Source organism: Pseudomonas bharatica, assembly GCF_048586865.1.
Taxonomy (GTDB): Bacteria; Pseudomonadota; Gammaproteobacteria; order Pseudomonadales; family Pseudomonadaceae; genus Aquipseudomonas; species Aquipseudomonas bharatica.
In genome coordinates this window covers 44,737-64,699 of the sequence record NZ_JBMAWR010000006.1, presented here as the reverse complement: position 1 = coordinate 64,699, position 19,963 = coordinate 44,737, and the positions used below count along the sequence as shown (strand labels likewise).

The 19,963-nt window shown below is 63.9% G+C and carries 20 protein-coding genes and 1 pseudogene; 7 read left to right on the top strand and 14 right to left on the bottom strand.

Features of this window, described 5'->3' with window-relative positions:
* Positions 1–176 precede the first annotated feature (176 nt).
* Positions 177–725, bottom strand: a pseudogene (locus tag ACKLLE_RS09600) (sterol desaturase family protein); the annotation flags it as partial.
* Between the two features lie 191 nt (positions 726–916).
* On the opposite strand from ACKLLE_RS09600, the gene elbB reads away from it, so the two are divergent.
* Entirely contained in the window at positions 917–1,582 is a 666-nt protein-coding gene (gene elbB, locus ACKLLE_RS09595) for an isoprenoid biosynthesis glyoxalase ElbB (RefSeq protein WP_420057763.1), read from the top strand.
* Positions 1,583–1,689: 107 nt separating this feature from the next.
* On the opposite strand, the gene ACKLLE_RS09590 is transcribed toward elbB, so the two are convergent.
* Positions 1,690–2,154: a YaiI/YqxD family protein gene (locus ACKLLE_RS09590; RefSeq protein ID WP_420057761.1), complete on the bottom strand. Its 465-nt coding sequence runs from the start codon at positions 2,152–2,154 to the stop codon at positions 1,690–1,692.
* A 63-nt stretch (positions 2,155–2,217) separates the two neighbouring features.
* The gene (locus ACKLLE_RS09585) at positions 2,218–4,113 is read right to left on the bottom strand and encodes an FTR1 family protein (RefSeq protein ID WP_420057760.1); all 1,896 of its coding nucleotides are present in this window, start codon (positions 4,111–4,113) and stop codon (positions 2,218–2,220) included.
* Positions 4,114–4,433: 320 nt separating this feature from the next.
* Here ACKLLE_RS09585 and ACKLLE_RS09580 point away from each other — a divergent pair, with 320 nt between their 5' ends.
* From ACKLLE_RS09580 to ACKLLE_RS09565, 4 genes are read left to right on the top strand one after another with little or no spacing between them, the layout of a single operon-like run.
* Positions 4,434–5,828 carry a COG3014 family protein gene (locus ACKLLE_RS09580; RefSeq protein ID WP_420057759.1) on the top strand — a complete coding sequence of 465 codons (1,395 nt, stop codon included), beginning with the start codon at positions 4,434–4,436 and terminating at the stop codon, positions 5,826–5,828.
* 14 nt (positions 5,829–5,842) lie between these two features.
* Positions 5,843–6,214 (top strand): YcfL family putative periplasmic lipoprotein, encoded by a 372-nt coding sequence (locus ACKLLE_RS09575; protein ID WP_420057758.1) that lies wholly within the window; start codon positions 5,843–5,845, stop codon positions 6,212–6,214.
* Between the two features lie 19 nt (positions 6,215–6,233).
* On the top strand, positions 6,234–6,824 hold the full coding sequence (gene lpoB / locus ACKLLE_RS09570; RefSeq protein ID WP_009395671.1) for a penicillin-binding protein activator LpoB: 591 nt from the start codon (positions 6,234–6,236) through the stop codon (positions 6,822–6,824).
* A 3-nt stretch (positions 6,825–6,827) separates the two neighbouring features.
* Positions 6,828–7,571: a hypothetical protein gene (locus ACKLLE_RS09565; RefSeq protein WP_064301090.1), complete on the top strand. Its 744-nt coding sequence runs from the start codon at positions 6,828–6,830 to the stop codon at positions 7,569–7,571.
* Positions 7,572–7,668: 97 nt separating this feature from the next.
* On the opposite strand, the gene ACKLLE_RS09560 is transcribed toward ACKLLE_RS09565, so the two are convergent.
* The 3 genes from ACKLLE_RS09560 to ACKLLE_RS09550 all read right to left on the bottom strand — a co-directional run bounded on the left by ACKLLE_RS09560 (position 7,669) and on the right by ACKLLE_RS09550 (position 10,884).
* Positions 7,669–8,301 carry a LysE family transporter gene (locus tag ACKLLE_RS09560; protein WP_064301089.1) on the bottom strand — a complete coding sequence of 211 codons (633 nt, stop codon included), beginning with the start codon at positions 8,299–8,301 and terminating at the stop codon, positions 7,669–7,671.
* Positions 8,302–8,386: 85 nt separating this feature from the next.
* Positions 8,387–8,974 (bottom strand): mechanosensitive ion channel family protein, encoded by a 588-nt coding sequence (locus ACKLLE_RS09555; protein ID WP_009395675.1) that lies wholly within the window; start codon positions 8,972–8,974, stop codon positions 8,387–8,389.
* Positions 8,974–10,884 (bottom strand): ATP-binding cassette domain-containing protein, encoded by a 1,911-nt coding sequence (locus ACKLLE_RS09550; protein ID WP_420057756.1) that lies wholly within the window; start codon positions 10,882–10,884, stop codon positions 8,974–8,976. Before ACKLLE_RS09550 ends, ACKLLE_RS09555 begins: the two co-directional genes overlap by 1 nt.
* Before the next feature lie 50 nt (positions 10,885–10,934).
* Between ACKLLE_RS09550 and ACKLLE_RS09545 the strand changes: the two genes are divergently transcribed.
* Positions 10,935–11,417, top strand: coding sequence for a TIGR02444 family protein (locus ACKLLE_RS09545; protein ID WP_420057754.1), 483 nt, complete (start codon positions 10,935–10,937; stop codon positions 11,415–11,417).
* On the opposite strand, the gene ACKLLE_RS09540 is transcribed toward ACKLLE_RS09545, so the two are convergent.
* Positions 11,393–12,538, bottom strand: coding sequence for an AlgP family protein (locus ACKLLE_RS09540; RefSeq protein ID WP_420057753.1), 1,146 nt, complete (start codon positions 12,536–12,538; stop codon positions 11,393–11,395). The two genes, ACKLLE_RS09545 and ACKLLE_RS09540, sit on opposite strands and share 25 nt — an antisense overlap.
* A 241-nt stretch (positions 12,539–12,779) precedes the next feature.
* Here ACKLLE_RS09540 and ACKLLE_RS09535 point away from each other — a divergent pair, with 241 nt between their 5' ends.
* Positions 12,780–13,442 carry an FKBP-type peptidyl-prolyl cis-trans isomerase gene (locus tag ACKLLE_RS09535; RefSeq protein ID WP_420057752.1) on the top strand — a complete coding sequence of 221 codons (663 nt, stop codon included), beginning with the start codon at positions 12,780–12,782 and terminating at the stop codon, positions 13,440–13,442.
* A gap of 27 nt (positions 13,443–13,469) precedes the next feature.
* Here ACKLLE_RS09535 and ACKLLE_RS09530 read toward each other — a convergent pair whose 3' ends face one another.
* From ACKLLE_RS09530 to ACKLLE_RS09500, 7 genes are all read right to left on the bottom strand, one after another.
* Complete coding sequence (locus ACKLLE_RS09530; protein WP_037058943.1) at positions 13,470–13,940, bottom strand: Rsd/AlgQ family anti-sigma factor; 471 nt, start codon at positions 13,938–13,940, stop codon at positions 13,470–13,472.
* Between the two features lie 227 nt (positions 13,941–14,167).
* On the bottom strand, positions 14,168–14,689 hold the full coding sequence (locus tag ACKLLE_RS09525; RefSeq protein WP_064301084.1) for a disulfide bond formation protein B: 522 nt from the start codon (positions 14,687–14,689) through the stop codon (positions 14,168–14,170).
* A 199-nt stretch (positions 14,690–14,888) separates the two neighbouring features.
* Entirely contained in the window at positions 14,889–16,127 is a 1,239-nt protein-coding gene (locus ACKLLE_RS09520) for a heme biosynthesis HemY N-terminal domain-containing protein (RefSeq protein WP_420057750.1), read from the bottom strand.
* Positions 16,124–17,254 carry a uroporphyrinogen-III C-methyltransferase gene (locus ACKLLE_RS09515; protein ID WP_064301082.1) on the bottom strand — a complete coding sequence of 377 codons (1,131 nt, stop codon included), beginning with the start codon at positions 17,252–17,254 and terminating at the stop codon, positions 16,124–16,126. Before ACKLLE_RS09515 ends, ACKLLE_RS09520 begins: the two co-directional genes overlap by 4 nt.
* A gap of 44 nt (positions 17,255–17,298) precedes the next feature.
* Positions 17,299–18,066, bottom strand: coding sequence for a uroporphyrinogen-III synthase (locus ACKLLE_RS09510; RefSeq protein ID WP_064301081.1), 768 nt, complete (start codon positions 18,064–18,066; stop codon positions 17,299–17,301).
* Complete coding sequence (gene hemC / locus ACKLLE_RS09505) at positions 18,063–19,004, bottom strand: hydroxymethylbilane synthase (protein ID WP_420057747.1); 942 nt, start codon at positions 19,002–19,004, stop codon at positions 18,063–18,065. Before hemC ends, ACKLLE_RS09510 begins: the two co-directional genes overlap by 4 nt.
* Positions 19,005–19,119: 115 nt before the next feature.
* Complete coding sequence (locus ACKLLE_RS09500) at positions 19,120–19,866, bottom strand: LytR/AlgR family response regulator transcription factor (RefSeq protein WP_420057746.1); 747 nt, start codon at positions 19,864–19,866, stop codon at positions 19,120–19,122.
* Between the last annotated feature and the right edge of the window lie 97 nt (positions 19,867–19,963).

Here is a 19,963-nt window from a genome sequence, read left to right as displayed (position 1 = left end):
GTGGGCATGAACCAGATGCGCAGCTTGTCCTGCCAGCGCGAGGCGCGGCGCGCATCGTTCCACAGCTGCGCGTAGAACTGCAGGTTGGCCCACAGCGGATTCCAGCTCGCCAGCGGCGTGGTCACGCCGAAGATCACCGGTTCTGCATCATCCTCTGGCTGAAAGGTGCCGAACAGGCGGTCCCAGAGAATGAACACACCACCGTAGTTGCGATCCAAATACAAAGGATTCTGTGCATGGTGGACGCGATGGTTGGAGGGCGTGACGAAGATCCACTCGTACCAGCCAAGCCTGGGGATGTGCCGCGTATGAACCCAGAACTGGTACAGCAGGTTCAACGCGCCGACGCTGATGAACACCAGCAGCGGCACGCCGAGCACCGCCAGCGGCAGATAGAACACCCACGACAACAGGAAGCCCGTGCTGGTTTGGCGCAGCGCCGTGGAAAGGTTGTACTCCTCGCTCTGGTGATGCACCGAGTGCGCTGCCCACAGGATGTTGCGCTCATGCCCGAAGCGGTGCAGCCAGTAATAGCAGAAGTCATAGGCAACGAAGGCGATCACCCATACCCACCAGGCCTCGGACGGCAATTCGAAAAGGGCCAGGTGTTCTACCGCAATGGCGTAGGTCACCAGGCCGACGCCCTTGGTCAGCAAGCCGAAGGTGGTGGACAGTACCCCCGCACTCAGGCTGTTGACGGTATCGGCCAGACGATAGTTGCGCATGCCGCGCCAGCGATCGGCGAGCAGCTCGACCGCTATCAACACGAAGAAAAACGGCACGGCGAGCAGGATGAAGTCCATGGCAGGTCCATTTTCAGGCGATGGATCAAGATTAGGCCTACGATCCACTTATCCCTATGGCGACAACTGCCAAATTAGACGACATTTAGCGCCTTGAAACGGGAGTAGAAAGCATGACCAAAAAAGTTGCTGTGATTCTGTCGGGCTGCGGCGTCTACGACGGCGCGGAAATCCACGAAAGCGTGATCACCCTGCTGCGTCTCGACCAGCGTGGCGCCCAGGTACAGTGCTTCGCGCCGAACATCGCGCAGATGCATGTGATCAACCACCTGACTGGCGAAGAAATGCCCGAAACGCGCAATGTGCTGGTCGAGTCGGCGCGCATTGCCCGCGGCGAGATCAAGGACCTGGGCGAGGCGGACGTCAACGACTTCGACGCGCTGATCGTGCCCGGCGGGTTTGGCGCGGCGAAAAACCTGTCCAGCTTCGCCATCGATGGCCCCGGCTGCAGCGTTCACCCGGATGTACTGGCCCTGGCCGAAGCCTTCGCCGAGGCGGGCAAACCGGTGGGCCTGATCTGCATCTCGCCGGCACTGGCGGCGAAGATCTATGGGCCTGGCGTGGTCTGCACCATCGGCAACGACGCCGATACCAGCGCGGCCATCGTCAAGATGGGCGGCACCCATGAAGAATGCGATGTCCACGACATCGTCGAAGACACCCAGCGCAAGCTGGTCAGCACCCCGGCCTACATGCTGGCGCAGTCGATCAGCGACGCGGCGAGCGGCATCAACAAGCTGGTGGACCGGGTTCTTGAGTTGACCCACGAAGGCGAGTGACATCAAGGCGCCGCGAACTTTGTGGGAGCGGGTTCACCCGCGATTACGATAGTGAATTCACCGACGCAATCGCGGGTAAACCCGCTCCCACAGGGTCTACGGAGGCCCTATGATCCAGGAAACTGCCTCGCCAGCCGGGTCAGGATCCGGTCCAGCGAATTGGCAAACGCCTGCTTCTCCTTCTCCCCGTAGGGCGCCTGCCCGCCGCCAACCTGCCCCTGCTCGCGCAGGTCGGTGAACAGGTTGCGCACCGCCAACCGCTCGCCCATGTTCCGCTCGTCGAACTCGCGGCCGCGCGGGTCCAGCGCTGCCACGCCTTTTTTCACCAGCCGGTCGGCCAGCGGCACGTCGCTGCAGATCACCAGTTCGCCCGGCACGGCATGCTCCACCAGATAGTCATCGGCGGCATCCGGCCCGCTGGGCACGACGATCAGCCTGACAAGGGCGAACGGCGGCTTGGCCTGGGGCCCGCCGGCCACCATCACCACCTCGAACTGGCGCTTTAGCGCGAACTTGACGACCTGGTCCCTGGCCAGCTTCGGACAGGCATCGGCGTCGATCCAGACACGCATGACGGAGTTATCCAGAATTTGAAACGGGCGGGCAGTATGGCTGCTCGCCCGCCCCGCTTCAAATCACGACGCCGCTACGCGTCGCGAAGCCAGCCAACTGCGCCCGTACAGGACGACGACCGCAAGCAGCGCGACGCACTGGGCAGACAGCGAATAGAGATCGGCGTGAATCCCCAGCCATTCGAAGTCGAAGAACGCCACTGGATGAGTGCCGAACACCCCGGCTTCCTGCAAGGCCTTGACCCCGTGGCCGGCGAACACGACCGACAGCGCGCAAAGCAGTGCCGCGTTGATGCTGAAGAACAACGCCAGCGGCAACCTGGCCGAACCACGCAGGATCACCCAGGCCAGACCGACCAGCAGCACCAGCGCCGTCGCACCACCGGCCAGCACCGCCTGATGCCCGCCGGGGCCCGCCTGCAACCACAGGGTTTCGTAGAACAGGATCACTTCGAACAGCTCGCGATACACCGAGAAGAACGCCAATACGGCAAAGCCGAAGCGACCGCCGCCGCCGACCAGGCTGCTCTTGATGTAGTCCTGCCAGGCGGCAGCGTGGCGCCGGTCATGCATCCACACCCCGAGCCAAAGCACCATGACGCTGGCGAACAAGGCCGTACTGCCTTCCAGCAACTCGCGCTGGGCACCGCCGACATCGATCACATAGGCTGCCACCGCCCAGGTGGCAAAACCGGCAACCAGGGCCAGGCCCCAGCCGATGTTGACGCTGCGCACCGCCGCCTGCTGGCCGGTGTTGCGCAGGAACGCCAGGATCGCCGCCAGCACCAGGATCGCTTCCAGGCCCTCGCGCAGCAGGATCAGCAAACCGGAAACGAAGCTCAGCGACCAGCTCAGGCCATCGCCCCCCAGCAGGCCGGCACATTCCTTCAGACTGGCCTTGGCGACATCCAGCCTGGCCATCACCTGATCCAGCGGCAGGCCGTCCTGCAGCGACTGGCGGTAAGCCATCAAGGCCTTTTCGGTGGTCTTGCGCAGGTTGCTATCGACGTTGTCCAGCGAGCTTTCCACCAGCTCGAAACCTTCCAGGTAGGCCGCGACGGAAAGGTCGTAGGCCTGCTCATGGTCACCACTGCGGTAAGCCGCAAGGCTCTGGTCGAGGGTGTTGGCGGTGTAGTCGAGCAGTTGCCCCGGGCCGCGCTTGACCTGCGGCGGCTGGGCGCGCTGGGCGCGGAACGCCGCTACCGCGTCGGTACCCTGGGCCGCCTGGACTTCCGCCGGGGTCTGGCGCGCCAGATCGCCGAGGCTGAACGGCTTGTCACTGGCAGCCTTGGCCGGATCGGCGGTAAAGCTGGCGATGTAGGTCGCCAGGTCCCAGCGCTGGCGCTCATCGAGCTGGTCGGCAAAGGACGGCATGTCGGTGCCTTCGATGCCCAGCCCGAGGGTGCTGTAGATAGCGTAGAGGCTCAGGTGGTCCAGACGGCCGGGATCACGCAGGTTCGCCGGGGCAGGCTCCAGGCCGACACCTGCCGGGCCGTCACCGGCGCCGGTGTCGCCATGGCAGACGGAGCAATGCTGGGCATACAGCGGCGCACCGCGGGTCGGATCGGGCGTGATCAAGGGAGCCAGGGCGACCTCGTAGGTCAAAGCCAGGTCGGCGCCCAACTGTCGGGCCTGACGGGCTACTGCCGGGCCGTCCTGACGTTCGCTGATCGCCTGGCGCAGGGCAGCTACCCCGTCCTCCAGCGCCTTGCGTTGCGGGCGATCCGGCAGGTCGGCCAGCAGCCCTTGCAGCGTGCCGACGAACTCCAGTTGCTCGCGGTACTCGGACTCGTCGAGCACCGCGCCGGCCTTGACCGTCGGCGGATAGTCGGCACCGATGTAATCCAGCAAATGCAGGGCTTTCGCCGCCCCCTCGACAGGTTCGGCGAGTGCCACGGCACTGCCCAGGGCCAGCACTGGCCAGAGCAGCCAGGCGATCAAGCGGGAGCGGGAAATCATGAGCCAATCTCGGACGTCAGCGATGAGGCGAATATTGTTCACCGCCGCCCTGGCAGGCTCAAGGCGAATCGTAAAAATTCGCAACAATTTCATCAGTTGCCACTTTCTTCCTTGGAAAATTACCGCTCGTCGGCTGGCTCAGGGATAATGGCACTCGTAGTGGCACTTACCGGTGGTAACAAACGGCTCCTCCTGCCCCAGGGGAAAAGGTGCTTAATGCCTCGCGCCACCAACTATACCCATTCGAAATTTCAATAAGCCTTATAAGAATTTCCGGACCTAAGCAGCCGGAAAATCCGCCAACACTCAGGGAAGAAGTAATGAAATCCCGCGTACTCACGCTCGCCACCCTCTTCGTGGCTACCCAGCTGACTGGCTGCGCGATGTTCCGCAGCTACGACAACGAACTCAAGGAAACCAACCAGCATCTGAGCACCGGCAATGTCGATGCCGCTCTCGCCGTGCTGGAGAAAAACAACACGGGCGACGACAAGGACCTGCTCTATTGGTTCGAGAAGGGCGAACTGCTGCGCTCCAAGGGCGACCTGGCAGGCAGCCAGAACGCCTGGCGCGAAGCCGACGGCATGGTATTCAAATGGGAAGAATCGGTCAGGCTCGATACCGACAAGTACCTGAGCCAGTTCGGTAGCTACCTGATCAACGACAAGGTCCGCCGCTACGAAGGCTACGACTACGAAAAGGTCATGCTGACCACGCAGATGGCCCTCAACCTGCTGGCACAGAACGATTTCGATGGTGCCCGCACGGCGATCAAGAAAACCCACGAACGCGAGGCAGTGATCGCCGAACTTCGCGACAAGGAATACCTCAAGCGCGAGGAAGAGGCCGAAAAGGAAGGGCTCAAGACCGAGTACAAGGACCTTCAGGGCTATCCGGTGGCGGCCCTGGACGCACCTGAAGTCATCAGCCTCAAGAACAGCTATCAGAGCGCCTTCAGCCACTTCCTGTCCGGCTATGTCTACGAGGCACTTGGCGAACGGGGCCTGGCTGCGCCGGGCTATCGCAAGGCCGCTGAACTGCTGCCCAACACCCCGCTGCTGGAACAGGCGCTGCTCGACCTCGACAAGACCCCGGGCAAGGACCAGGACAGCGACGTACTGATAGTCGTCCAGAGCGGCCTTGCCCCGGCACGCGACTCGATCCGCATTCCCCTGCCCTTGATGATCAGCGGCAACCTGGTGATCACCCCGCTGTCGTTCCCGATCATGCGCGAAGACGCGTCTACCGCACGCATCAGCCAGATCAACCTGGACGACAAGGCGCTGAACCTCACTGCGCTCAACAGCACCTCGGCCATGTCCCGTCGTGCCCTGCGCGACGACATGCCCGGCATCATCCTGCGCACCACCGTACGCGCGGTAACCCGTGGCGTGGCGCAGAAGCAGATCAACGAGACCAACCCGATGGCCGGACTGGTCATGGGCATCGCCTCGACCATCACCGAGGGCGCCGACACCCGCACCTGGCGCACCCTGCCCAACGACACCCTGGTCACCCGCGTGCGTCTGCGCCAGGGCGAGCACCAGTTGAGCCTGCCGTCGGGCCTGGGTGGCAGCAAGGTGGTGGTCAAGGTCGAGCATCCGTACCAGGTCGTCGCCCTGCGCGTGGTCGGCAACCAGGTCTATACCGCCGGCCGGGCGGCCCACGTCCTCACTCCTCCCGCGCCGGCCGCCGCCGTCGCCAGCCTCAAGTAAACGAAGGATTCGTCATGCGCTTCAAACTGTCCCTCACCCTCGCCGCCGCCCTCCTGGCCGGCTGCGCCACCCCGCCGCCACCCGCACCCGGCAGCGCTGCCAGCAAGGTCGCGGTAATGGGCAAGCTGAAGAACATCGAGACCGGCCCGATGCGGGTCGCGCGCGAGAACGGCTTCCTTACCGTCAAGGTAGCGCTGAACAACACCAGTGGCAGCAACAGGACACTCTTCTATCGCTTCGCCTGGCTGGGCAACGACGGCTTCCCGGTAGCCGATGAGGAGAGCTGGAAGACCGTGACCCTTTATGGCTCGCAGTCCACCGTGCTGCCCGCCATCGCACCGGTGCCACAGGCCACCGATTTCCGTCTTGAAGTCCAGTCGCAGTAATTCTTTCCAGGAGTTTTCCATGAAGTTCATCCAGATTTCTCTGCTCGCCGCCGTCGTCGCCCTGGCCAGCGGCTGCTCCAGCCCGTCCCCGGTACTGGGCGGCAAGAACATCAGCTACGGCGACAGCAAGGCCGTCGAACTGGTGACCAACGAGTTCGGCTCCACCGACCTGCAGATGATCGCCGAGAGCATGACCCGCTCGCTGGCCCAGTCCGGCGTGCTGCACGGCCGCCCCGTGGTGCAGGTCTACGACGTGAAGAACAAGACCAGCGAGTACATCGATACCCGCGAGATCACTACGTCGATCAAGACCCAGCTGATGAAGTCCGGCACCGCCCGCTTCGCCAGCGACAACAACCAGATGGACAGCCAGGTCGACCAGCTCAAGCTGCAGAACCAGAGCGGCCTGTACAAGAAAAGCACCGTCGCCAAGACCGGCAACATGATCGCCGCCAAGTACCGCCTGGAAGGTTCGATCAGCTCGATCGTCAAGCGCAGCAGCGATTACAAGGACGTGTTCTACAAGTTCAGCCTGCAACTGGTCGATGTCGAAAGCGGCCTGGCCGAATGGATGGACGAAAAAGAAATCCGCAAGACAACGGAGCGCTAAGCAATGCGTGCATGGATGGGAATCCTCGGCCTGGCTTGCGCCTTCGGCGTGCAAGCGGCCCCCAGGGTGGCGGTGACCGACCTGGCGTACCAGGAACGGGTGGAGCAGTACATCCACATCGTCGCCGCGCAGAGCAATTCATCGGCCAGCCCGTACCACGCCAGCAGCGCGTCGAGCTACGCCGAGTTCGAGAGCAGCGACAGCTACATCGAGCAGACCGAACTGCGCAAGTTCAGCGGCGACATCAAGGGCGAGATCCTCAAGTCAGGGATGTTCCAGCTGGTCCAGGGCAAGCCGTACATCACCGGCAGCAAGACCGATGTCTACGACATCATCAAGCGCATCAAGGCCGGTGATTTCAAGGGCGCCGACTACGTGCTGTTCGGTACGCTCTCGGACATCGACTTCCAGCGCGACATCAATGCCCTCGACCACACCAGCAGCTATTCGGCGGTGCTGGGCCTGACGCTGGTGGCGGACTTCAGCCTGATCAATACACGCACCTACGAAATCACCTCGGCATTCACTGCCATGGGCGAAGGGCAGGACACCAAGCTGGTGGGCTCGCGGGATATCAAGGTCAGCCTGAACCGGCCAAGAGTGGTGCGGGAAGTGTCGAAGGAACTGGGCGTGGACGTAGCCCGGCAGATGGCGGAGCAGTTGGGTGGGCAGGTGCCGGGGGCGGAAGGTCGCCCTTATCCGCGCAACAACCTGCCGCCTGATGAGCCGGCGAAGATCCTGCGCTGAAATGTGGCCTCTGTGGGAGCGGGTTCACCCGCGATTGCGTCAGTGAATTCACCACCGCATCGCGGGTGAACCCGCTCCCACAGGGTAAGCGTCGTTCTCAGACCGGCGCCCGGCGAATCGTGGCCAGCAAGGTCGCCGCCCCCAGGAACAACCCGGCAAAGGTGCGGTTCATCCGCCGCTGCTGTTTCGGCGTGCGCAGCAGGCGCAGCACTTTCGACGCCAGCCCCGTATAACCCGCCATCACCAGCAGATCCACGCTGATCATGGTCACCGTGATCATCACGTACTGCGGCAGCAGCGCTTCATGCGGATTGATGAACTGCGGCAGCACCGCCAGCATGAACACCAGCGCCTTCGGGTTGCTGACATTGACCAGGAACCCGCGGAATACAAGGCTCAGCGGCCTGCCGATCGGGCGCACTGCGGATTCATCGGACAGGTCGGCCGGCAGCGCCCGCCATTGCTTGACCGCGAGATAGACCAGGTAGGCCACCCCGAACCACTTGATCACCTGGAAGGCCGTCGCCGAAGCCGCCAGCACCGCGCCTACCCCGGCAGCGATGATCGCGATCTGCAGGATCAGGCCCAGTTGCAGGCCCAGGGCATTCCAGTACCCGCGCCAGAATCCGTATTGCAGGCCACAGGACATCGAGGCGATGGCCCCGGCACCCGGCGACAGGCTGATTACCCAGCAGGCGGCGAAAAAGGCCAACCACGTTTCCAGCGACATCTCACACCTCGGCCAATAAGTCGGTTCAAGGGCTCAACGCTAATCCGCCTGAAGGAAAATCACCACAAAAGTTTTCAGGGAACCATCATTTGCCGAGGGACTTGTCTTCGCCCACCAGCGGCAGCCCATCGCTACCACGCCAGCGGCGCACGGATTTCTGGAAGAACTGGCTGTTCGGCACCTGCACCAGCGCGCCGCCGGTTTCCGGCATTTCCACCAGGGTGGTGAACAGCAGGTTGATCGCCGTGACCCGGCCCTTGATGCCGGGCTTGTCGGTGGTATCGACCAGTTCCACCACGTCACCGATGCGGAACGGTCCGACGGTGAAAATCAGCACCGCGCAGAGCAGATTGGAAAGCACGCTCCAGATCGCGAAGAAGGCCACCGCTGCCACCGCGACGAACCCCGACAGGGCGGTCCACAACACGGTAGCGGACACACCCAGGCGCTCCAGCACGAACAGCACCGCGCTGCCCATGATCAGCCAGCGCAGGCCGCCACGCAGCGGCATCATCAGTTGCGGCGGCAGCGGGTAGCGTTCGCCCAGGGTCTTGAGGCTGCGCGCCACCAGGCGTTGCAGAACGAAGGCCACCACCAGGATCAGCAGTATCTGCAGGCCCATCCAGAACGGCCCGAGCCATTCCACCGGGATCATCTGCCGCAACGACTCCATCAGGACAATGCCTCCAGCTCCGCCTGCATGGTCTCCAGCACTTCCAGCGCTTCCATCCAGGCTTCTTCCAGTTCCGCTTCGCGGGTTTTCAGTTGCGCCTGACGTGCCAGCAGGTCGCGCAGCTCATCCTTGCGCGCCGCCTCGTAGACGCCACTGTCACCGAGGCTCGCCTCGACCTTCGCGAGGTCTGCGTGCAGCTTGCTCAACTCGGCTTCCAGCTTGTCGGCCTGACGCTTGTGCGGTGCCAGTTGCTGGCGCAGGGCTGCAGCGGCCTGGCGCTGGGCCTTCTTGTCGGTCTTGTCCGGGTTGACCGGAGTGTTGCTGACCGGTGCGTTGCGCTGACGATAATCGACCAGCCAGCGGGCGTAGTCGTCGAGGTCGCCCTCGAACTCGCTGACCTTGCCATCGGCGACCAGGAGGAACTCGTCGGTGGTGCTCTTGAGCAGATGACGATCGTGGGAAACCACCACCACGGCGCCGCTGAACTCCTGCAGGGCCATGGTCAGCGCCAGGCGCATTTCCAGGTCCAGGTGGTTGGTCGGTTCGTCGAGCAGCAACAGGTTCGGCCGCTCCCAGGCGATCAACGCCAGGGCCAGGCGGGCCTTTTCGCCACCGGAGAAATTGACCACCGGTTCGTCGCAGCGATCGCCACGGAAGTCGAAGCCGCCGAGGAAATCGCGCAGGGTCTGCTCGCGCTCGCTGGGCGCCAGGCGTTGCAGATGCAGGAGCGGGCTGGCCTTGCTGTCCAGCGAGTCGAGCTGGTGCTGGGCGAAGTAGCCAACCGCAGTATTCTCGCCGCGAACCAGGCGCCCGGCCAGCGGCTGCAGCTCGCCGGAGAGGTTCTTGATCAGGGTCGATTTACCCGCGCCGTTGGGGCCAAGCAGGCCGATCCGGGCACCAGGCACCAGTTGCAGCTTGACCTTTTCCAGCACGGTCTTCTCGCCGTAACCCAGGCGGGCTTCGGACAGGTCGAGCAACGGGCTGGAGATCTTCTGCGATTCACGGAAAACGAAGTCGAACGGCGAATCGACATGGGCGGCGGTCAGCTCCTCCATGCGTTCCAGCGCCTTGATCCGGCTCTGCGCCTGGCGGGCCTTGGTGGCCTGGGCCTTGAAGCGGGCGATGTACTTTTCCATGTGCGCGCGCTGGGCCTGCTGCTTCTCGTAGGCCTGTTGCTGCTGCGCCAGGCGCTCGGCCCGGGCTCGCTCGAACGCCGTGTAGCCGCCGCGATAGAGCGTCAGCTTGCACTGTTCGACATGGGCGACGTGATCGACCACGGCATCGAGGAAGTCCCGGTCGTGGGAAATCAGCAACAGCGTGCCGGGGTACCCCTTGAGCCAGTCTTCCAGCCAGAGGATCGCATCGAGATCCAGGTGGTTGGTCGGTTCGTCGAGCAGCAGCAGGTCGGAGGGGCACATCAGTGCCTGGGCCAGGTTCAGGCGCATCCGCCAGCCACCGGAGAAGTCACCGACACGACGATCCATCTGTTCGTTGCTGAAGCCCAGGCCGGCCAGCAACTTGCGCGCGCGGGCGTCGGCGGTATAGCCGTCGGCGCTGTCGAGTTCGACATGCAGGCGCGCCAGCGCGGCGTTATCGTGCGCGGCTTCGGCAGCGGCCAGCTCGTCCTGCACCTTGCGCAGGCGAATATCGCCGTCAAGCACATAGTCCACGGCCAGGCGATCGAGGGTGTCGACCTCCTGGCGCATATGGGCGATGCGCCAGTCGCCGGGCAGCTGGCAGTCACCCGAGTCCGGGGTCAGTTCGCCGCGAAGCAAGGCGAACAGGCTGGATTTGCCGGCGCCATTGGCACCGATCAGGCCGGCTTTCTGGCCGGCGTGCAGGGTCAACTCGGCGCCTTCTAGCAGGCGTTGCGGACCACGCTGTAAAGTGAGGTTCGAAAGTCTGATCATAATGGCGGCGGAGTCTACCAGCTTCGCTGGCAACTGGCGCGAGCAGGAATATGCACACCGACCTGTTGGATTTCGCCGTCGGGCTTTATGCCCGTCCTGGCGTGGAAACAGCCTGCCTGGAATTGCAGGCATTGGGCGCCGATGTCTGCCTGCTGCTCTGCGGCGCCTGGCTGGAACAGCGCTGTGTGGCGCTCAGCGACGAGCGTGTTGAAGGGCTTCGGCAACTGGCCAGGCCTTGGCAAACCGATGTGGTCCGACCGTTACGCGCACTGCGCCAGCAATGGCGCGCCGACGCGCTGAAGGATGCGCAACTGGCGGCCCTGCGTGAACGATTGAAGGCACTTGAACTGGATGCGGAACGCCTGCAACTGCAACGCCTGCAAGACATGTGCAGTGGCTGGCCGAACGGAGCCGAAGCCCCGTCGGAAAGCTGGCTGGCCCGGCTGGCGCCGGCAGCCTCCCGCGATCACGACGCGCTGCGTGTGCTGCGCGTCGCGACGGGAACCACTCAGGAAGCCGAAGACGGCGTCTGAGTGCTTGGGGTGGCAGCAGCAGGCGTTGCCGCCGGCGCTGGCGAAGCAGCAGGCGTTGGTGCCGGAGTGGCAGCCGGAGTAGCGGGCTTGGCCGCAGCGGGTTTGGCGGCGGCAGGTTTTGCCGCTGGCTTGGCTGCTGCAGGTTTGGCAGGTGCCTTGGTCGCAGCAGGCTTGGCGGCGGGCTTGGCGGCTGGTTTTGCAGCAACCGGCTTGGCAGCGGCAGGCTTGGCGGCTGGTTTCGCAGCAGCAGGCTTGGCCGCCGGTTTGGCAGCAACTGGCTTGGCAGCGGGTTTCGCAGCGGCAGGCTTGGCAGCAGCTTTGGCTGGAGCTTTAGCAGCAGTGCTGGCCGGCTTGGCCGCTGCTGACTTGGTAGCAGCAGGCTTCGCGGCTGGCTTGGCGGGTGCCTTGGCTGCAGCGGTTTTCGCGGCGGGTTTGGCGGTAGCGGCTTTGCCAGCAGGCTTGGCAGCTACTGGTTTCGCGGCTGGCTTGGCTGGGGCTTTGGCGGCGGCGGTTTTTGCTGCAGGCTTGGCGGCAGCAGGCTTGGCAGCAGCTGGTTTCGCGGCTGGCTTGGCTGGAGCCTTGGTAGCAGCAGCCTTCGCGGCTGGCTTGGCCGGAGCCTTGGCAGCAGCAGCCTTGGCGGCAGGTTTGGCCGGCGCCTTGGCGGCAGCAGGCTTGGCGGCCGGTTTCGCGGCGGCCTTGGCAGCAGCAGGTTTAGCCGGAACGCGAGAGGACAGGGCCTTGGCCGCAGCTTCACGAACCTTGCCGACGCCCTGGGCAATTTTCAGGCTTTCCTGGGCATCTTTTTTCAGTTGCACAATATAAGTACGGGTCTGGGTCTGGCGATCTTTCAAAGAATCGAGCAGTGCTTCCAGTTCGCCAACCGCGGTTTTTGCCTTGTCCTGCGCCTTGGCTTTACCCGAGGCGGCAACGTCCTGAAGTTTCAGGCGCGACTTGTGCAATTTCTCCTGAGCCTTGCCACGTTGTTTTTCCAACTTGGCGAGCAGTTTTTCCGCATCGGCCAGCGCTTGCGAGCAGGCATCTTCCAAATGCTCGAGCAGGCTGCCCGAGAGTTGTTGCAGCAGGTGCAACGGCGTGTTGACTGGCTTCTTGTTGGCCGACATGGCTTTCCTCCTGGCTGACGAAATTGCGGCTCATACTAGACCTGTGCTGCTATCGCCGCTAGGGCATGTTGACAGTAAAGAAGTCGCCGCGTTGCATGCCTGGGCAAAGTTGTCGAAGCTGCCGCTGGGGGCAAGTGTAGTTGCTGCGTTACAGAATGCAGACAATTAACTAACTTGCCCCGGCGAACAGGCATAATCAAACCCGCTGCAACTCTTCTTTTTTCATCTTCGGAGCCAGCCCGTGCCGCGCTATTTGCTGCTGTCGTTATTCTTCCTGCTGCCCCCGGCCCATGCGGAACAATCCGCCGCTGCATCGGATCATGATCTGGCCTACAGCCTCGGCGCCAGCCTTGGCGAACGCTTGCGTGCGGAAGTCCCCGGGCTGCAGCTCCAGGCCCTGATCGAAGGGTTGCAGCAGGCTTACCAGAACAAGCCACTTGCCCTGCCCCAGGCACGTATCGATGCCATCCTCGCCCAACATGACCAACAGGCCAACGATGCGGCCGCACAGTCCCATGTCGAACAGGCACTGGCTGCGGAGCGACGCTTTATCGCCAACGAACGCGGCCGTGCCGGCGTGCGTGAATTGAGCGATGGCGTACTGATGAGCCTGTTGCAGCAAGGCACGGGCGCCAAGCCGAAAGCGGGCGGCAAGGTCAAGGTGCGTTATGTAGGGAGATTGCCGGACGGCACGGTCTTCGACCAGAACGACCAGCCCCAGTGGTTCAACCTGGACAGCGTGATCGCGGGTTGGCAGGCGGCGCTGCCGGAGATGGCGGCGGGCTCGAAATACCGCCTGGTGATCCCGTCCGGGCAGGCTTATGGCGCCGATGGTGCAGGCGACCTGATCGCCCCCTACACGCCACTGGTATTCGAGATCGAATTGCTCGACGTTGCCGACTGAGCGTCGGCAACGTTACAGGGCCCGGCGTCAGGCAAGCGCTGCTGCGTTTTCCTTGTGCGCCGTGTGCAACGCGTCGATGAGGCCATCTTCAAGTTCGAAGCGCTCACGCAACTTGCTGCCCAGTTTCTTCAACTCTTCGGCGAAATGCTCGGGATCGGTACATTCGCCTTTGCTGCAATGATCATTGAACTGCAGCGCCTGTTCAGTGCTGAGACGGATGAACTCATCGATCCCCTGCGCCTTGAGCACGCCGCTATCGTCACCGAAAGCCTTGGCTTCGCTGATCAACTGTTCCCAGATTTCAAAGTGCCAGGCCGAGACATAATCCACGAGGATCTCGCAGAACCGGCCATTGAGTGACTTGTCGGCAAATGCCGGTTTGGCATCGCGCAATTCGCGGAACGCAGTGACCAGCTCCTTTCGCTCCTGCAGCCAGCGGTCAATGAGCTTGTGAACCCCACCCCAGCGTTCCTGAGCATTCTGACAACTATCTAACATGGCGGTCTCATCCCTTAAGGGTCGTGCCCCCTGCGCCCCGATATCGCAAGTCGCGATGAAAAAGGAACAACGGCAGAACGGCATTGAGCAGCAGTGTTTTCGGTATGCGTGCAGGGAGATTATTCCCGCACGCCCTTGGCTTCAAGGTACGCAGTCGACTAGTTTCATACAAGTGTTTGATCCTGCGACCCATCGCCGCCGGCCTTTTGAAATGGCGACCAACCCTTTCATGACCCCGCGGAATCGGCCAGGTTCAGCCGGCGTTGCGGCAGCAAGCGAATCAGCACGGCCACCGCCAGGCCAACGAACGCCAGCAGGCTCCATTCCGGCACGCTCAGGCTGAAGAAACTCCAGGTGATCGGCACGCATTCGGCCGACCCCAGCACCAGGGCATGCAGCCATTGGCTGGCTGTTCCCTGTTCGAGAAGGTAGGCCAGGCTCTGCTCGCATGGAATCTCGGGTGATGGAAACAGCCCTTGCAGCCATACATGCCGTGCCGCCAGGGCACTGCCGGCCAGGGATTGCGCCAGGCAGGCCCATAGCCAGATGCGTGCTGCGACACGCCCGGGCGCGCGCAGCATCGCCACCAGGCAGGTCAGCGAGAATGTCGCCAGCAGGAAACGTTGCCCCAGGCACAGCGGACATGCCGCCAGCCCCAGGCCGAGCTCAAGGTAGAACGAGCCACACAGAACCAGAAGGGACGCCAGGAATGCCGGGAAGAAGAAGGAGCGCAGACAAGCCAGAGGCATGACAGGACCAGGGCAGAAAAGACATTTGGCAACGGTAGAGGAAAGCGCCTCGTTGTTTCAAGAAGCGACTAAAGGGACAAGTCTCTGATTTTTAATGGAAAATTCGCCTAAATCAGTAGGAAAAATCCACAAACCTGCTAAGAAGCCTCTACTAGAGCCTTTTCACGGGCTGACCCTGGCGATCAGCCCGTGATCGCTGTCAAGCCCGCACCGGGTCAGGCAGTGGCAGGGCAAGCAGGCGTTCGTCGAGCAGACCAAGTCCTTCCTGGAACAGCTGGTTGCTGCGCTCGTTGTCACCCAGGCCGGCGAGCAGGCGAGCCAGTTCGGCGCAGGCTTCCGGGTTGCGCTGCAGGCGCAGGCTGTCTTCGAGATAATCCCGCGCCTTGCCCCACAAGCGATTCTGCAGGCTAAGCCGCCCAAGGGTCAGCAGCAGGCCGGGATCCTGCGGATGGGCCTTGAGCCAGCCTTCGGCGGTCTGCAATTGCTTCGCGGGGTCGCTGCCGCGCACCAGCCCGTACAGGCGCGCCAGATGAGTCTCATAATCGCGCTTGAGGGCAACGCGAAGGATTTCCTCCGCCTCGTTTTCCGCGCCAAGTTGACGAAGCTGCTCGGCATAGGCCAGGACCAACTGCGGCTCTTGCCGCTGGGCGTTGGTCAGTTGCTGCCAGGCGCGCTCCAGCGACTGTCGCGCGGCCTGGCCGTCGTCCTCGCGCTGGGCCGCCAGGGAAAGGTTCTGCCCCCAGGCCCGGCGCTCCAGTTCCGCCAGTTCCTTGGCCGAAAGCACCTTGTCCTTGCGCAGTTCCGGCATCAGGCGGATCAGTGCCGACCAGTCGCCACGCTGCTGATACAGACGCTGCAACTGCCTCAGGACCTGCACATTGTGCGGGTGACGCTCGTGCATGGCCTGCAGGGTTTCAAGAGCGGCATCGGTGTCGCCGCGATCGACCTGCAACTGCGCATGAGTCAGGGCGATCGCCAGTTCCGCCTGTGGCTGACGCTCCAGCGCCCGTTCCAGCAGGCTGTCGCTGTCTTCGGTGCGCCCCAGCTCGTTGGCCGCACGGGCCGCGCCGAGGTAGTACAGCAGCGGTTGGCGCTCGGCCTCGGCAGCACGATGCAGATGCCGCTGGGCGCTGGCCCAGCGCCCCTCGGCCAGGTCCAGCTGGCCCTGCTCGATGGCGAGCCGGGTACGCCGGCTGCGGTTGCGCCGCGACCATGGGTTGACCACACCGGTAGAGGTCAGCACCAGACCGATAAGCAGCTTGAGCAACCACAGGACCAGAACCACGGCTGCCAGCAGCGCCAGGGTCGCCCACAGGCTCGATTCATAGCGGAAACCGTCATAGGCGATCAGCACGTAGCCTGTGTGCCTGGCTACGGCGATACCCAGCAGGGTCGCGACGACAATCGCCACGATCACCAGGATGTAGGCGCGTTTCATGGCGTCGCCTCCCCGGCTTTCTCACCCGGCTGGCGCAGGATCGCTTCCTCGGCGGGCAGATGCCGGCGCTCGAGATAGGCCTGGACGGCGGCCAGGCTTTCAGCCAGGTCCGGCGTGACCACGGTCACCGGTTCCTTCACCAGCGCGTTGAGCTGGTCCAGCATCAGGCGGCTCTGTTCGTTGTCCTTGTTGAAGCTGCCCAGCAACACGCTGCGCGCCTCATCCAAGGCCTGGCCGTAGACCTTGGCCTCGCCGTTCAAAGCTGCCCACTGCGCCTGTTCCAGGGCCAGGCTCAGGGCCAGGCGCACCTGGGCAAGGGCCTGTCCGGCGAGCAACGGACGAATGTTGTCATCGGCGTTGAAATCGATACGGAAATAACGCGAGATCTGCGCCCACCACTGCGCCCACCGACTGTCACTGTCGGCGCCGGCCCCCAGGCCGAACAGGGGTTCGCCATCGTTCTTGAATTCCGGCGCCAGCGCATTGAGCTGCACGACCTGTTCACGCAGCGCGGCAAGCTTGAGGAACAGCCCGGTGCGGTCCGGTTGCTGCACGCTGTTCAAGGCGGCAAGACTGCGGGCCAATTGCTCGCGGGCCGCGAAGGAAGCCGGGTCGCTCTGCTCGCGCAGGATCTGGTCGGCACCTTCCACCAGCGCCCGGGCGCTGGCGATGTCCTGCAAGGCTGACAGGCGCAGGCTGGCCAGCCGCAGCAAGTGTTCGGCCTCGGCCAGGCGCCAGTCCTTGCGGCTGGCGCCCAGTACCGTTTCCAGGCGCTGGCTCAGGCGTTGCTGGTCGCCCTGCAGTTGCGCGACCAGGCGGCGGCGGTCCTCCAGCTCGCTGGCCGGCGGCAGGCTGTCGAGCTGCGCCGATAGCTGCTGCTCGCGGGCTTGCAAGGCCTCGCTTTGCTGGTTGAGCTGACGAACCTGCTCGACCTGGTCCTGGTTCACCTGCTGCAGGTGCCGCACCTGCCACAGCCCCCAGCCACCGGCTGCCACACCTGCGGCGCCGAGCAGCAGGGCGAGGATCGCCAGACCGTTTCCGGAACGCCCGGAAGACGCAGGCGCAGGATTCGTCGAAGCCTCGGACGTCGTTTGCTGTTCTTCGTTGGGCAAGGCTGTTTCGCTCACGTATCCATCCTTTGTTTTCAGGCGCGTCGCCTCAGCTTAGCGCCTCAGGAAGCGGGTGCAGGGGTTTCCTGCAGCGCCGCCAGCAAAGCCGCGGCACCGGCGCCACGGCAATCCACCACATTCTGCGCACCGGCCTGGCGGGCGATCTGCGCGACCCGCGGGCTCGGCACGAACAAGGGCAGCCGCGCCAGACGCGGCCAATCCTGCGCAGCAAGCGCGCACAGGTGTTCGAAGCCCTGTCCACTGCTGACCACCACCCCGTTCAGGCGTTCCGCTGCGATCCGCTGCACCAGGGCATTGGCAGGGTAGTCGGGGAGCCCGCGACGGTACAGCGGCAGATAGTCGACATGCGCGCCCTGCGCAGTCAACTGGCTGGCCAGCAGTTCGCGGCCGTCCTCTCCACGCATGATCAGCACCCGCGGCGATGCGCAGGCCAGGGCCGCCTGCAGGCGAGGCAGGCGCAGCAGCGCTTCGCTGTCGTCGGCGCCTTGCGGGTAATGCACCTCCAGCCCCTGCTCCTCAAGCACTGCGGCAGTCGCCGCACCGACGGTGAACCAGGCCAGCGGCGGCAACGAGGACCAGTGTTCGGCACACAGCGCCAGCCCCAGGCGGGCTGCCGGCTTGCTCACCACGATAACCGCACGGTAGCGATCAAGGTTGCGCACCAGCGCCCGCTGCTTCTCCGAAACCGCCAGCGGCTGGATGTCGAGCAAAGGCATGCAACTGCCGTACACACCGGCGGCATCCAGGGTGGCGGCCAGGGCCGCGCAATCTTCGCCCGGCCGGGTCAGCAGCAGCCGCCAGGCGGTCACGGGTGACCGGCCTCGCCATAGACGGCCTTGAGAATGTCACCAGCGCCCTGGGCCAGCAGCGCTTCGGCGACCTGTACGCCAAGGTTTTCGGCATCGCCACGGGGGGCGCGGCCTTGCGCGTTCAGCAGCGCACCGCCAGCCGGCTCGCCCACCAGGCCGCGCAGCCACAGTTGGTCACCTTCGAGCACGGCGTAGCAGGCGATCGGCACCTGGCAGCCGCCGTTGAGATGTTTGTTGAGTGCCCGCTCGGCATTGACGCGGTCGGCAGTGTCGGCGTGATGGAGTGGCGCCAGCAGCGCATGGATTTCGCTGTCGGCGCTGCGGCATTCGATACCGACCGCACCCTGGCCGCCTGCAGGCAGGCTGTCATCGACGCTGATGGTGTCGGTGATGCGGTCTTCGAAACCAAGGCGGATCAGCCCGGCAGCCGCAAGAATGATGGCGTCGTATTCACCGGCGTCCAGCTTGGCCAGGCGGGTGTTGACGTTGCCGCGCAGGAAACGGATCTGCAGGTCAGGGCGGCGAGCCAGCAACTGGGCCTGGCGGCGCAGGCTGGAAGTGCCGACGATGCTGCCGGCCGGCAACGCATCGAGGCTGGAGAAGCTATTGGAAACAAAGGCGTCGCGTGGGTCTTCACGTTCGCAGATGCAGAACAGGCCGAGGCCCTCGGGGAAGTCCATCGGCACGTCCTTCATCGAGTGCACGGCGATATCCGCCTGCTGTTCGAGCAGCGCGGTTTCCAGCTCCTTGACGAACAGGCCCTTGCCGCCGATCTTCGACAACGGCGAGTCGAGCAGCTTGTCGCCGCGACTGACCATCGGCACCAGGGTCACGACCAGGCCGGGATGCGCCTGTTCCAGACGGGCTTTGACATATTCGGCCTGCCACAGGGCAAGGGCGCTTTTGCGGGTGGCAATGCGGATTTCGCGAGTGGACATGGAACGATCCGTACGAGATAGATTCGCCGGATGATAACAGCTAGATCAAAGTCCCTTGCAGATCCATGTCAGCAAAGAAGTGACCGTCCGTGGCCGCGATCGCTCCATCCCCGCCCTAAAGCTGCTGCATCATTTTGCGGACGCCGGCCACATGCCGGCGGCTGACGATCAGCGCATCGCCATTCAAACCCTTGAGAAACAGCTGGAAATGCCCGAGGGGCGTGCGTTGCAGGCGTTCGATGCGGTCGCGCGCGACCAGGGCATTGCGGTGGATGCGCACGAAGCGCTCGCCGAATTCGTCCTCCAGCGCCTTCAGCGGCTCATCCAGAAGGACCTCGCCGTGTTCATGGCGCAAGGTGACGTACTTGTGGTCGGCGATGAAGTAGATCACCTGGTCCAGGGGAATCAGCTCGATGCCCTTGCGGGTCCGCGCGCTGATGTGGCTGCGCGGAGCGCTGCCGCTGTCTCCGGCCGGGCGGGTCAGGGCCGCAAGCTGCGTGCGGTTGGGGCGCTCGGCCTTGCGCAGGGCATCGCGCAGGGCATCGCTCTGCACCGGCTTCAAGACGTAGCCGAGGGTGCTGTCCTTGAACGCCTCGAGGGTGAACTCATCTTCGGCGGTGCAGAACACCAGTGCCGGCGGGGCTTCGCGCTCGCACAGGCGGGCGGCGACCTGCAGGCCGTCCATGCCGGGCATGCGGATGTCGAGCAGGACCACGTCGGGCTTGTGGCTATCGATCAGCGCCAAAGCCTCTTCGCCATTGGTGGCGCTGGGCTCCAGCACGGTATAGCCCTCCAGTTCGCCGAGCAGACGGCTCAGGCGTTCGCGGGCTTGGGGTTCGTCATCAACGATCAGGACATTCATATTGCGCTGGATTCCTGCGTGAGTCTCGCACAAGGCATACGTGGACAATCACGGTGACAGGCCGTCACGGCGACCCACGCTCTGACTCGCACGATGG

Excerpts from the sequence above, each read along its gene's own strand:
- ACKLLE_RS09500 (WP_420057746.1), bottom strand. The coding sequence starts at position 19,866 with ATGAATGTCCTGATCGTTGATGACGAACCCCAAGCCCGCGAACGCCTG.
- ACKLLE_RS09565 (WP_064301090.1), top strand. The coding sequence starts at position 6,828 with ATGCGTGCATGGATGGGAATCCTCGGCCTGGCTTGCGCCTTCGGCGTG.
- ACKLLE_RS09580 (WP_420057759.1), top strand. The coding sequence starts at position 4,434 with ATGAAATCCCGCGTACTCACGCTCGCCACCCTCTTCGTGGCTACCCAG.
- lpoB (WP_009395671.1), top strand. The coding sequence starts at position 6,234 with ATGAAGTTCATCCAGATTTCTCTGCTCGCCGCCGTCGTCGCCCTGGCC.
- ACKLLE_RS09550 (WP_420057756.1), bottom strand. The coding sequence starts at position 10,884 with ATGATCAGACTTTCGAACCTCACTTTACAGCGTGGTCCGCAACGCCTG.
- ACKLLE_RS09540 (WP_420057753.1), bottom strand. The coding sequence starts at position 12,538 with ATGTCGGCCAACAAGAAGCCAGTCAACACGCCGTTGCACCTGCTGCAA.
- ACKLLE_RS09525 (WP_064301084.1), bottom strand. The coding sequence starts at position 14,689 with ATGCCTCTGGCTTGTCTGCGCTCCTTCTTCTTCCCGGCATTCCTGGCG.
- ACKLLE_RS09575 (WP_420057758.1), top strand. The coding sequence starts at position 5,843 with ATGCGCTTCAAACTGTCCCTCACCCTCGCCGCCGCCCTCCTGGCCGGC.
- ACKLLE_RS09560 (WP_064301089.1), bottom strand. The coding sequence starts at position 8,301 with ATGTCGCTGGAAACGTGGTTGGCCTTTTTCGCCGCCTGCTGGGTAATC.
- ACKLLE_RS09530 (WP_037058943.1), bottom strand. The coding sequence starts at position 13,940 with ATGTTAGATAGTTGTCAGAATGCTCAGGAACGCTGGGGTGGGGTTCAC.
- hemC (WP_420057747.1), bottom strand. The coding sequence starts at position 19,004 with ATGTCCACTCGCGAAATCCGCATTGCCACCCGCAAAAGCGCCCTTGCC.
- ACKLLE_RS09545 (WP_420057754.1), top strand. The coding sequence starts at position 10,935 with ATGCACACCGACCTGTTGGATTTCGCCGTCGGGCTTTATGCCCGTCCT.
- ACKLLE_RS09585 (WP_420057760.1), bottom strand. The coding sequence starts at position 4,113 with ATGATTTCCCGCTCCCGCTTGATCGCCTGGCTGCTCTGGCCAGTGCTG.
- ACKLLE_RS09520 (WP_420057750.1), bottom strand. The coding sequence starts at position 16,127 with ATGAAACGCGCCTACATCCTGGTGATCGTGGCGATTGTCGTCGCGACC.
- elbB (WP_420057763.1), top strand. The coding sequence starts at position 917 with ATGACCAAAAAAGTTGCTGTGATTCTGTCGGGCTGCGGCGTCTACGAC.
- ACKLLE_RS09590 (WP_420057761.1), bottom strand. The coding sequence starts at position 2,154 with ATGCGTGTCTGGATCGACGCCGATGCCTGTCCGAAGCTGGCCAGGGAC.
- ACKLLE_RS09555 (WP_009395675.1), bottom strand. The coding sequence starts at position 8,974 with ATGGAGTCGTTGCGGCAGATGATCCCGGTGGAATGGCTCGGGCCGTTC.